An 11,665-nucleotide genomic window follows, 5' to 3' on the forward strand; every position below is an offset into this window, starting at 1 on the left:
TTTCTTTTTGATTCATACCCAGATTGGAGAAATGGTCGCCTGAAAAAGAATGTCCTGTGTTTGTTCTTTATTCTTATCTTCCTTCCAACATTTCTATCCGCTCAGGAAACGATTGGCCCAGCGGATGGGGCAACTGAAAGAGCAGGTGGCGTTAAAAGCCTTGAAAATCGAATTGAGCAGCTTGAAAAGGCCGTCGAACGGCCGGTGGCGAGCGACCGGTGGTATGATCGTTTGAAAATCAGTGGCCTTGTCGAAGTCGAAGCCGGGTACGAAACCATCGATTTCAACGATCCAACGGTGGAAGATGAAACAAACAGTGACGTGGATCTGGCTAAAGTCGAGCTGGTGGTGGATGCCCGAATCGTTGATCATGTCGATGGGCATGTAATGTTCAAATATGAGGATGATGATGTTTTCGTGGATGAAGGGTTCAGTACCCTGAGCGGAACGGAGGCTTTTCCTGCCTATCTAGTGTCCGTCCAGAAATAGGCAGTTTGGGTCGAGATCAAGGCTTTCGAAAAATTTTACCGGAAGCATATGTTTGATATTCCGAGGATAAAATTTTTCGAATAACGCAGATATCGGGCAAATTGGCCATTTATGGATGGACACGAGTTATGGCACGCCTGTGCATGACAGACATACTCACCTGGCTGCCGAAATAACAGTTTGCAAAAACTGGGAGAAAATAATATTTGATGCTCGCATGTCAAGTCCGTTCTTACCGCATCACCCCCCGATGGCTCACGGCAAGGGTGTGCGCCACGGTGGTTCCAGGATAAGCCGACCACATGCCGCACACACTCGGCAAATCAACACTCCGCCGCTGTTTGCAACAGGCCAGCGGAGTTCGGTCAACGGCCTGTTTTCAAGGATTTTTTCTTGACAAAACGACCGACTGCCGATAGAAAGTCGCAAGCTCCACCTTCAGTGTTTTTTGTACCCGAAGGCGGGATTGTATCCCGCCTGAATTATGTAGACATGAAACCATCGGGAACGAAGCCGGCGCGTTCGGAATTAGAACGGCATGGACTATCGGTCGATGCGGCGGCCGGCACTGGGGTTTTAAAAAAAGTCAGTTACACAGGACCAATCATCACACAGCGGTTGACGGAGATTCCATGAGCACCTTAGACGAAAAGGCCAAAGCGGGGATGGAGGATCATGCGGCACATGGCAGCGACGCCAAGGAGAGCGGTGCCGGTGGATTTATCATCCTGTTCTTCATCATCGGTTTTGCAGCCAGCATGGTGTTGGGGTGGGTCATCTTTCCCAAACTCCTGTACTCCCAAAAGCAGCAACCCCTGAATTTCAACCACGCCTTGCATGTCGAAGAGGTGGGTGAGGGCTGCGAAGGCTGCCATTACTTCAGAGAGGACGGTAGTTTTTCGGGCATTCCCAAGCTTGCCCAATGCACGGAATGCCATGAAGAGCCCATGGGTGATACCGAAGACGAAGCCACCTTCGTCGAGCAGTATGTGGCCAAGGAACGGGAGGTGCCCTGGCTCTCCTATTCCCGCCAGCCGGACTGCGTGTTCTTTTCCCATTCCGCCCACGTGATCGGCGCCAAAATGGACTGTGTGGTCTGCCACGGCCATATCGGTGAATCGGAGGTGTCCCGCCCTTATGAATACAACCGGATCACCGGGTACAGCCGCGACATCTGGGGCAAAGACATCGCCGGCCTCAAGAAAAACAGCTGGGACCGCATGAAGATGGATGACTGTGCCCAATGCCACAAGGAGGCGGGCATGATTCACACCTCCAGCGTCCAGACCGATCGCGATGCCTGTTTTGTCTGCCACAAATAATTGAATCATGCCCCGGATAACGATTTCAGCTTCTGATTTGGATAAGGTGAGGGATAATCGATGAAAGTTGACCGAAGAAGTTTCTTGTCGTTTGTGATCGGCGGCGCAGCAGGCACAGCCCTGTCGCCATTGCCGTGGAAACTGATGGATGACTCCTCCATCTGGTCGCAGATGTGGCCCTGGACGCCGGTCCCACCGGACGGAGAGGTGGTCTACGAAGACTCAACCTGTACCCTGTGCCCGGGCGGGTGCGGCATCTCCGTTCGCAAGGTCGACAGCCGCGCCGTTAAAATCGAGGGTCAGTCGGGTCACCCCGTCAACGACGGCAGCATCTGCATCCTGGGACTTTCCGGACTTCAGATGCTCTACGGCCCCACCCGAATCAAGTCGCCCATGAAACGCATCGGCGAGCGGGGCGAAGGCAAATGGCAGAAAATTTCCTGGGATGAGGCCTTCGCCATCCTGACGGAAAAACTGACCGACATCCGCGACAAGGGCGAAGCCCACACCGTGGCCGCCCTCGCCGGATCGGACAGCGGCACGGTGCCGGCGTTGATCCAGCGGTTCATGGCGGCCTATGGATCCCCCAATTTTATGCGGTCACCGTCCTACCGGGACGTTGATGAGTTGACCGTAAAAGCCCTTTTCGGGGCGGACGGACGAACCGGTTTCGATGTGGAGAATGCCGACTACGTTCTCAGCTTCGGCAGCGGCTTCGTTGACGGCTGGGGGTCACCGGTCCGCATGTTCAAGGCTGCCAGTCTCTGGAAAGAAAAAGACATCCCCGTCGTCCAGGTGGAGCCGCGCCTGTCCAACAGTGCGGCCAAGGCCACCCGATGGATACCGATCAACCCGGGCACCGAAGCCGACCTGGCCCTGGGCATTGCCGCCGTGATGGTGGCCAACGGCATAGCGGACACCGGTGACGTCTCCGGCCTTAGCGGCTGGGAAAACGACCTGCTGGCCAACTATGAGCCCCAAAAGGTAGCGCAGACGACCGGCATTGATGCGGCGGTGATCGTCGAAGTGGCCAAGGGCTTTGCCCGGGCCGATCGTCCCCTGGCGCTGTGCGGACGGGGCAAGGCCCAAACGGCCGTAAGCCTGCGGGAAACCGCCGCAGTTTACATCCTCAACGCCCTGACGGGAAACATCAACCAGGAAGGCGGCATGTGGGCTATTCCGGAAGCGGACTACATCCAGTGGCCCGATGTGGCCACCGACAACCTGGCCTCTGCCGGCCTCGATCAACCGCGCCTCGATGGCGCTGGTACCGGCAAATACACCGACGCCCGATACCTGACCAACCGGCTGGCCGATAGTGTCAACGGAGGTGGGCCCTATCCCCTGCAAGTCCTTTTGGTGGCCGGTGCCAATCCCTGCCACTATCTGCCTGACACCCAGCACGTAAAGGCGGCCTTCGCCCGCATCCCGTTCATTGTCAGTTTCTCGTCATTTCAAGATGAAACTGCCGCCATGGCCGATCTACTGATGCCCGATCACGTCTACCTGGAGCGTTACGAGGATGTCCCGGTGGGCGCCGGCCTTGTCCAGCAGATGATTGGATTGAGCAAACCGGTGGTGTCTCCCCAGTTCAACACACGCCACCTGGGCGAAGTTCTGATCATGACGGCCAAGGCCATGGGCGGGTCCATCGCCGACGCGTTTCCGTGGGATGACTACGAAACCTGCCTTGAGGAAACCCTGGCGGAAAAATGGGATACCCTTATGGAAACGGGTGTATGGGTGCGAGCCGATACCGACCCCGTAGCCGGTTCGATTCAACTGGCGGGGCTGGATGCACCGGCCGTTCAGGCCGAAGGCGATGTAAACAGCTTCCCCCTTTTACTGGTGCCCTATGACTCCATTCAGCTCACCAGCGGATATATGGGCGAAGCCCCCTTCATGATCAAGGCCGTTTCCGACACCGTCATCCAGGGCACGGATGGCTTCATCGAAATCAATCCGCTAACCGCAAGTGGGGTCGGACTCGGCGAAGGTGATCGGGCCACCCTGACCACTCCCCGGGGTGAAGCCCTGGTACGCGTCCACCTGTTCGAAGGCATTCAACCCGGTGTATTGGCCATGGTCAGGGGGCTGGGACATACTGCCTATGACGGCTACCTGGCAGGCAAGGGAGTCAACGTCAACGAACTCATCGGCCCGGTCGAGGACCCGTCGACCGGTTTTGATGCAGCCTGGGGAATCCGGGCGAAGCTGGATAAAGCCTAACCCACCTGACACGAGGTTCTGATGAAACAAGCGCAGACACACGGCACGCCAATGAAATACGGAATGGCCATCGATCTTGACAAATGCACCGGTTGCGGCGCCTGCATGGTCGCCTGCATGGCCGAGAACAACATACCGTTTAAAGAAGATGAGTCAGATAAACGGGTCAGCATCACCTGGATGCGAATTTTCAAGCTGACCAACGGTAAATCATTTCCGGATTCGGATATCTGTTATTTACCTCGGCCGTGCCAGCACTGTGAAGGCCACGAGGGCCACAGCCCGTGCGTGTCGGTCTGCCCGGCAACCGCTACCGACTACAGCCGGGAGACGGGCATCGTCAGCCAGATAGTTACCCGATGCTTCGGCTGCAGGTACTGCATGGGTGCCTGCCCCTACCACGCCCGGTATTTTAACTGGTGGGATCCGGTCTGGCCGGACGGCATGGAGAAATACCTGAGCCCTGACGTGTCCCCGCGCATGCGCGGGGTAGTGGAAAAATGCAGTTTCTGCTTCCATCGCTACCAGCTGGCCAAAAACAAAGCCTATCTTGACGGAGAACGCCGGGTGCCTGAAGCGGCCTACCAGACCGCCTGCACACAGGCATGTCCGGCCGGTGCCATCGTTTTCGGCGATCTGAACAATCCGGAGCACCAGGTCCACCAGATCGTCAAACCGGACTCCAATAACGGCAACCGCTCCAGGAACCCCAAGGCATTCCGGCTCCTGGAGCGAACAGGCACCAATACCAAAGTCTACTATCTGTCCAGCCGAGAATGGGTCCGGCGGGCAGGAGACAACTACCTCGCCCACGAAAAGACCGGGCAGTTAGCCAAGCTGCACCATTGATATCGCCATGGCGGTAAAGGCTATTAGCTAAGAACGGCAAACCTGACAGATCAAGGAGTACTTACCCTATGGATTCTGCGTTAATACCCAAAGGCGTCAAGCGTTGCCCCATGTGGCAGTTCCTCCTGGGACTGGGCATTGTGGGCGCTGTCCTTGCGTGGGGCGTTTATGCCATGCTGCTGTGCTGGTTCAAGGGTCTGAACCAGACCAACATGAACGACTACTATGGTTTCGCCCTGTGGATCTGGGCGGACCTGGCCGTCATCGCCCTGGGCGGCGGCGCCTTCTTCAGCGGCCTGCTCAAGTACATTATCGGCAAGGATGAGCTCAAGAACATCATCAACTATGCGGTGCTCATCGGTTTCATCTGCTACAGCTCGGCGCTCTTGATCCTGGCCATCGATATCGGCCAACCCCTGCGCGGCTGGTTTATCTTCTGGCACGCCAACGTGCACTCCATGCTCACCGAGGTGGCCTTCTGCCTGTCGGCCTACTTTGCCGTGCTGACCATCGAGTACATTCCCCTGATCCTGGAAAACCGCCAGCTTGACAAGGTGCCCTTCTTTCACAACCTGAGCCACAACATGCATGAAACCATGGCGGTCTTCGCCGCCACCGGCGCGTTCCTCTCCTTTTTTCATCAAGGGTCATTGGGTGGCGTGGCCGGCGTGCTTTTCGGGCGGCCCTTTGCCTTTCGCGAAGGCCTGCTCATCTGGCCCTGGACCTTCTTTCTCTTCACCTGGTCAGCCGCCGCCTACGGTCCCAGCTTCACCCTGTTGATCACCTGGATCACCGAAAAGGTGGCCCGAAAAAAACTGGTCAAAGACAACGTGGTTGAACTGCTGGCCAAGATCTCCGGCTGGATGATCTTCACCTACACCATCGCCAAGATTTGCGATACGACCCGCTGGGCCAATATCACGGCACCAGGGTTGGGACAGAACCTGGCTGACTTTTACACCGGGAACGCCTTTTACGGCTACTGGATTCTCTTTGCCGAGATTATCCTGGGCGGTGTGGTGCCGGCCATCATCCTGATCAGCGCACCCTTGAGGAAAAACCCCACCTGGCGCGTAACCGCCTTCTTTTTGGGCGTCATGGGCGTGTCCCTGAACCGCTGGGTCATGGTGTTGCAGGTTATGGCCGTGCCGATTATGCCATTTGACACCTGGGCACTGTATTATCCCAGCTGGCAGGAAGTGGCCACGACCATCCTGCCGGTCGCCTACGGCATCATTCTGATCATGATTTCCTACCGCTACCTGCCGATCTTTCCCCAGGAGGCAGAGTTGAACCCTATCGAGGAGGAGACGGCCATGGCGGTGGAAGCACACACGGAATCAACTCCGGATCTAAAACCGGCTAACGCATAGCCGCTTAAAGAGGAGAAAACATGTTTCCTTTCAGTTTTGAATGGATCTGGGACGCCGGCCACATAGTATTTCATGGCGGTCTCTGGTACGCATTGAACATCATCGGTATCGGCATGACCTATTGCGTGATCAAGGCCGTGATCGACTCGGCCAAGGGCAAGGGCGGCCACGGCCACCACTAACCGTCTGCCCCACCTGACGAAACCAGCAATAAGCGCCTGTCCCGGACTGCGGTCCTTGGGAGAGGCGCTTTACTTTTTGTTGCCCTGGCCCACCCAGGTGCACGGCAAGGATGAACCAGTAGTGACCTTGCACTGACCGACATTGGCATTTAGACGATTGGTGATTATTGTGTTGGAATAACCGTCAAGGCAGCTGAGTGTTAGATACCATCGCCTTAACACATACGGCGGTTGAAAGGAGTGCAGTCATGTCCAATCATTCCACGGCAGACGAATTTCGAACCGTCCTCAGCATCGACCCCTTGCTTGAATTCTGGCGCGAAAAAGTATCGCCAAACTGCCCGTATATGGCCGAGATGTTTGAGGTCTTTGAAAAACGGGTTCAAGAGACGCCAGAATTGAAGGGAGATATCGACCGGCCGGATTTGGCCGCCCGCCACACGGATATCCTTTCACCGCTAATGAGTGTGGCCTTTCCCTCGTCAACCTGGGAAACGGAGATCAGTGGTGCATTCACCCCCTTTCAACACGACACCATCTATTGCACACCGGCTTACCGTGAGCTTCTCTACGATAGCGGCGGAAAGATCGCCGGACGCCTCAAAGGTGAGAACAATACCCTGAATTTTCAGCGTTTCATCCGCGCCTACGCCCTCATTCTCAAGCGACTCTACGGGATCGACCAGGGGGTGAACAGTCCCCTTATCCGTATCATTACCGATCCGACGACGGGTCTGGAACGCCATTTCCAGGTCACACCCGACTTTCAGTTTGTTCAGGTGGGAACTGTGGGCAAACCACGCGAATTGACCGAGCAGCAGCGGGAGCGGGTGATCGAGCACATCGCCAACCCGGAGGTGCTGACAGCTTTGTTGCCCCCCGGTGATTTCATTTTCCGGGGATTCACCGTTGTGCGTGCCGTTGACGTCACCGAATCCGAGATCACATCTGCCCTGGAACGAGACCTGATCGACCAGGAATCCATCTTTTCGGCCGACGGTTTCAAACGGCTGCAGAGCCGCCTGCGCACCCTGTTCGGCCAGCCAGAACTGAAAGCAAGCCTGGCAGCGATTCAGGGGGATCAGGTACTGATCCTCAACGACGGACACACATCCAAAGCCAACTGCCTGTTCACCAATTCCAGCCATATCCCCATGAGCGATCTGAAAAATTCGGTGTGGCTCCAGGCCGTCGATCACAAGGAGATCCTGCGGATTCCCGACCTGAGCAAAGAGCCGAACCTGTGTCCGGCCGAACAGGAGGCCGTCGACCATGGTGTGCGATCCTTGCTTATCGCACCGCTCTATTTTGGCGGTGAGGCAATCGGCACATTTTGGGTCAAATCCGATCAACCCCATGGTTTAGGTGCCGTGGACATCGAAAAAATGCGCCATATCGTCCCTCTATTTTCCATGGCCCTCAAACGCGGTCTGGACGACATGAACAATGCGGTTCAGTCGGTCATCAAGGAAAAATGCACCGCCGTTCACCCGTCCGTCGAGTGGCGCTTCCGCAATGCCGCCATGGACCATATGGAACGGCTGCGCCAGGGCAAACCCTCAGAAATGGAACCGATCATCTTCAAGGAGGTGATCCCCCTGTTCGGCCAGTCAGACATTCGGGGCTCCTCGGAAGCCCGGGTGCAGAGCATCCAGGCGGACCTGACCGAACAGTTGAGCCTGGCCGGGACCATCATGCAACGCGCCGCCGAAGCCAAATCCTGGCCGCTGATTGACGAATTCAGCTACCGAATCGACAAGCGCATCGCCGGAATCAAGGCCGGCCTCTCCACCCAAGAGGAAACCCTGGTCGCATCCTTTCTCCATCAGGAAATAGAACCCAGTTTCGCCGAACTGCGCGCCATCGGCCCCGGTGTCAGCCATGCCATCGACGGGTATAAACAGGCGGTGGACCCGGTGATGGGTGTGGTCTATCGCAAGCGCAAGGCGTTTGAAGAGAGCGTCTCCAGACTCAATGAGCGACTGTCGGGCTATGTAGACCGGGAGCAGGCCGATGCCCAGAAAATATTCCCCCACTATTTTGAAAAGCACCAAACCGACGGCATCGACTACGTGATCTATCTGGGCGCGTCCATGCATCCGGAAGGGAAACACAATCCGTTTTTCCAGAAGAACCTGGCCCTGTGGCAATTCAAGATCGCCTGCGGGCTGGCCTGGCATACCCGAAAGATCCAGTCGGAGCTGAAGGTTCCGCTGGATATCTGTCACCTGATCCTGGTCAATCACGCTCCCCTCTCCATACGCTTCCGCTACGATGAAAAGCGCTTCGATGTAGACGGCGCTTATGACGTGCGCCATGAGATCATTAAATCCCGCCTGGACAAAGCCATGGTCAAGGGCGGCCGTGAACGCCTTACCCAGCCGGGCAAAATCGCCATCGTCTACTCTCATCCCAAGGAAGGCAGGGATATCCGGCGCCACATCGACTACCTGCAAAGCCGTGAACACCTGTTGGGAGACCTGGAGGCCATTGAGCTGGAAAACCTCCCCGGTGTCCAGGGGCTCAAAGCACTTCGCGTAAGTGTGAACCAGGAAGCCGGTGCTGCCGCCCGGGGGATCGAACAGCTGGCAGGGTAGCCGGACCCGGCCGGGAATAATACCCACTGTTTCTCAATCATGCGGGTCGGTATAGATTGAATGTGGATGACCAGGAAAAACCGGTGAGCCGGTCTTGCAAAATTGATTGGTCCAATGTAGCCTTTGGTATATTTTCATCCTGCACCATGCCATTTCGCATTAACGATGATCGTTCCTCGTTAAGACAGGCCCGGCCCCGCCTCAAGCATCTATTATTAGGTGGTGAGCCGCGATAGCGAACGCATTCTCCGTCGCTTGCGGCAGGGTTAGCGCGCGAACTGGAATTCGATTTTTATCCTTACGGTCAATGCGTGCCAATAACGGACAAGATCAAATGGCCACTGAAAAGCCCGACCCAAAAATACCCAGCCATTTAGAATGCCTGATGACCCAGGCGCCTGCCGGATTTCTCATGGTTGATGCACACGGACGGATGCTTTACGTCAACCGACTGATTGAAAAGATGTTTTCCTATCCTCAGGAAGAGCTGATCGGTCAACCGGCTCAGCGGGTTGTTGCCCATATGTGCATCCTGCAAAAAAATCAGGGATGACGGCGGGTATTGGAATCAAATCGAAGCCTATATCCGAGATCATTCGGAAGCCGACTTCAGCCATGGGATCTGTCCGGACTGCGCCAGAAAACTCTATCCGGATCTGGACCTTTTCGATGATTGAACGGTCTTTGCGTACCTCAAGAATCGATACGGCCAATCTACCTATCTAAAGTGTTTACGGGGCAAGGATTCTTATGACGATGCCCAGGAATTATTCTACGATCCTTTCTCTTTCAGTCCTGACACTGGCCGGGCTGGTAACCTTTTCATCCCAGGTATTAGCGGCCGGTTCACGGCCGCCGGCATCGGTAGAAGCCGAAAGCGCCGATCAGATGTCACAGGAAGAGCTCCAATCGGCGGTGATCAGCTATGCCAACCGGTTTATCGCCACCATCGGCCAGGCTGCGTTTGACTTCGAAAAGGCCATACCCACACCCCAAGGCCGCTTGATTGCGTCCGCAAGAAAGGTCTATTCGCTGAGCGCCGCCACGGAAATTGCGGCAGGGCCCAATCCGGGACCCGCATTGCTGGATATAGTGGTCATGGCGACCTTGAACCGGATGGTATGGGAAGACTACTGGCGTCCCCAGGTCTTTGGCATGCCGGCCACGATCATGGTGGATGCGTTCAAGAAGATGGAGACGGACGCGTGGAAGTTGGTCGCACGCGTGATGACACCCGCGCAAGGGGATGAATTCAGGGATCTGATTCTGGACTGGTATTCAGACAATCCGGGTCAGGTGGCGGTGGATTACATCCGCTTCAGCGATTTTGGGGAGCTTGGCAAAAAACCCAACCTGAAGGAGATACAGAAGCCCGGCGGGCTGCTGGCCCCGGTGAGAGAGGCTACCGCGGCTGTTGATGAGGTCCGTATGACCTCCGAAAGGGCCATGTTTCTGTTAACCAAAATGCAGCTCATCGTCGGATTTCAGGCCGAACTTGTCTATAAACAACTGGTCATGCAGCCCGAAATGGCAACCCTCTTCAAAGATATCTCCGGATTCCGGACGACGGCCGATCGATTCGCTGGCTTGCTCGAACAGCTTCCCGGACAGGTGGCGGAGGAACGCGCGGCAGCGCTAACGGATGTCGAGCACCTGATCACCCGTGAGCGCATCGCCGTGCTCAAGGCCATCGATGACAAAGCCACCGTGCTCCATCAGATCAACAAGGATGTTCAGGCGACACTTGACCGCGTTGACTCCACATTCAACCGTCTCGAGAAAACAACCGCCGATGCCGAACGGTTGATCCAGGGAACGCAGCAGACCGCAGTGGCCGCCCAAACACTAGTTTCCACTGTGGACCAGCTTGCCGCCCGCTTTGAACCAAAAGACCCGGCAGCACCGTTCAAGCCCTTTGACATCAGCGACTATATCACGGCTATCGAGAAAATTCAGGCAACCCTGGAAAGCCTCAACCAGATGACAGCCTCCGCTGGCCAAAGCACCACCCCGCTGATCAGCACGGTCCTCGATCAGTTCAACGAGGCGGCGGACAGGCGCATCGACCATATCTTCTGGCGGCTCTTTCAGCTACTGGTGGCTACCGGGGTGATCATTATCGTGATACTTGTCATCGGCAAGTTTACCCGGCGACAAGCACCAGTGAATTAACACCCTTCCCCCGACCCAATGGTGAGACAAAGATGCCCATCATCGTTCGAAAAACAATTACAGCCCTCTGCATGGCAACCCTGACCACCCTGGTCTTCTGGGGGTGCTATCCCAAACGTGTGGGGCCTGTCGGTCTTGAGGGCAAACGGTTGACCTGGGCCGAAATGGCCGTCGACCAGCGCAAGGCGCACATGAAAAGTGAGGTGTTACCCCGTGCGGCCGAACTCTTCCGGACGTGGCGCCCCGAGCGTTTTGCCAGCGTGGACTGCAGCCTGTGTCATGGCCAGGGAGCGAAAACCGGGAAATTCCAAATGCCGACCACCCACCTGCCCAGGCTCAGTGGGGAATTGTTGTTGGGGCCTGAACGCGAAAAGTATCCGGACACCACCCAACTGAAACTGGACCGCCTGGTGCCCCTGATGGCCCAGGCCCTCGGTAAGAAGCCCTTCAGC

The 11,665-nt window shown here is 56.3% G+C and carries 9 protein-coding genes and 1 pseudogene; all 10 read left to right on the plus strand.

Annotated elements, in window-relative coordinates:
* Window positions 1–489, plus strand: a pseudogene (locus QNK41_RS18695) (hypothetical protein); the annotation flags it as partial.
* 632 nt (window positions 490–1,121) lie between these two features.
* Complete coding sequence (gene qrcA, locus QNK41_RS18700; protein ID WP_319259999.1) at window positions 1,122–1,811, plus strand: menaquinone reductase multiheme cytochrome c subunit QrcA; 690 nt, start codon at window positions 1,122–1,124, stop codon at window positions 1,809–1,811.
* Between the two features lie 60 nt (window positions 1,812–1,871).
* Window positions 1,872–4,040, plus strand: a complete 2,169-nt coding sequence (qrcB, locus tag QNK41_RS18705; RefSeq protein ID WP_319260002.1) for a menaquinone reductase molybdopterin-binding-like subunit QrcB — start codon at window positions 1,872–1,874, stop codon at window positions 4,038–4,040.
* A gap of 21 nt (window positions 4,041–4,061) precedes the next feature.
* Window positions 4,062–4,889 (plus strand): menaquinone reductase iron-sulfur cluster-binding subunit QrcC, encoded by an 828-nt coding sequence (qrcC, locus tag QNK41_RS18710; RefSeq protein WP_319260005.1) that lies wholly within the window; start codon window positions 4,062–4,064, stop codon window positions 4,887–4,889.
* Between the two features lie 68 nt (window positions 4,890–4,957).
* The gene (qrcD, locus tag QNK41_RS18715; protein ID WP_319260007.1) at window positions 4,958–6,262 is read left to right on the plus strand and encodes a menaquinone reductase integral membrane subunit QrcD; all 1,305 of its coding nucleotides are present in this window, start codon (window positions 4,958–4,960) and stop codon (window positions 6,260–6,262) included.
* A gap of 20 nt (window positions 6,263–6,282) precedes the next feature.
* Window positions 6,283–6,444 (plus strand): hypothetical protein, encoded by a 162-nt coding sequence (locus QNK41_RS18720; protein WP_319260010.1) that lies wholly within the window; start codon window positions 6,283–6,285, stop codon window positions 6,442–6,444.
* Between the two features lie 248 nt (window positions 6,445–6,692).
* On the plus strand, window positions 6,693–9,041 hold the full coding sequence (locus tag QNK41_RS18725; protein ID WP_319260013.1) for a GAF domain-containing protein: 2,349 nt from the start codon (window positions 6,693–6,695) through the stop codon (window positions 9,039–9,041).
* Between the two features lie 334 nt (window positions 9,042–9,375).
* Window positions 9,376–9,594: a PAS domain-containing protein gene (locus tag QNK41_RS18730; protein ID WP_319260015.1), complete on the plus strand. Its 219-nt coding sequence runs from the start codon at window positions 9,376–9,378 to the stop codon at window positions 9,592–9,594.
* A 203-nt stretch (window positions 9,595–9,797) separates the two neighbouring features.
* Window positions 9,798–11,213 carry a hypothetical protein gene (locus tag QNK41_RS18735; RefSeq protein ID WP_319260017.1) on the plus strand — a complete coding sequence of 472 codons (1,416 nt, stop codon included), beginning with the start codon at window positions 9,798–9,800 and terminating at the stop codon, window positions 11,211–11,213.
* Window positions 11,214–11,245: 32 nt separating this feature from the next.
* The coding region (locus QNK41_RS18740; RefSeq protein WP_319260020.1) for a hypothetical protein at window positions 11,246–11,665 on the plus strand (420 nt) is incomplete at its 3' end.

Origin of the sequence: Desulfosarcina sp., from assembly GCF_033791525.1 — a bacterium.
Taxonomy (GTDB): domain Bacteria; phylum Desulfobacterota; class Desulfobacteria; order Desulfobacterales; family Desulfosarcinaceae; genus Desulfosarcina.

Excerpts from the sequence above, each read along its gene's own strand:
- qrcB (WP_319260002.1), top strand. The coding sequence starts at position 1,872 with ATGAAAGTTGACCGAAGAAGTTTCTTGTCGTTTGTGATCGGCGGCGCA.
- qrcA (WP_319259999.1), top strand. The coding sequence starts at position 1,122 with ATGAGCACCTTAGACGAAAAGGCCAAAGCGGGGATGGAGGATCATGCG.
- QNK41_RS18730 (WP_319260015.1), top strand. The coding sequence starts at position 9,376 with ATGGCCACTGAAAAGCCCGACCCAAAAATACCCAGCCATTTAGAATGC.
- QNK41_RS18720 (WP_319260010.1), top strand. The coding sequence starts at position 6,283 with ATGTTTCCTTTCAGTTTTGAATGGATCTGGGACGCCGGCCACATAGTA.
- QNK41_RS18735 (WP_319260017.1), top strand. The coding sequence starts at position 9,798 with ATGCCCAGGAATTATTCTACGATCCTTTCTCTTTCAGTCCTGACACTG.
- qrcC (WP_319260005.1), top strand. The coding sequence starts at position 4,062 with ATGAAACAAGCGCAGACACACGGCACGCCAATGAAATACGGAATGGCC.
- QNK41_RS18725 (WP_319260013.1), top strand. The coding sequence starts at position 6,693 with ATGTCCAATCATTCCACGGCAGACGAATTTCGAACCGTCCTCAGCATC.
- qrcD (WP_319260007.1), top strand. The coding sequence starts at position 4,958 with ATGGATTCTGCGTTAATACCCAAAGGCGTCAAGCGTTGCCCCATGTGG.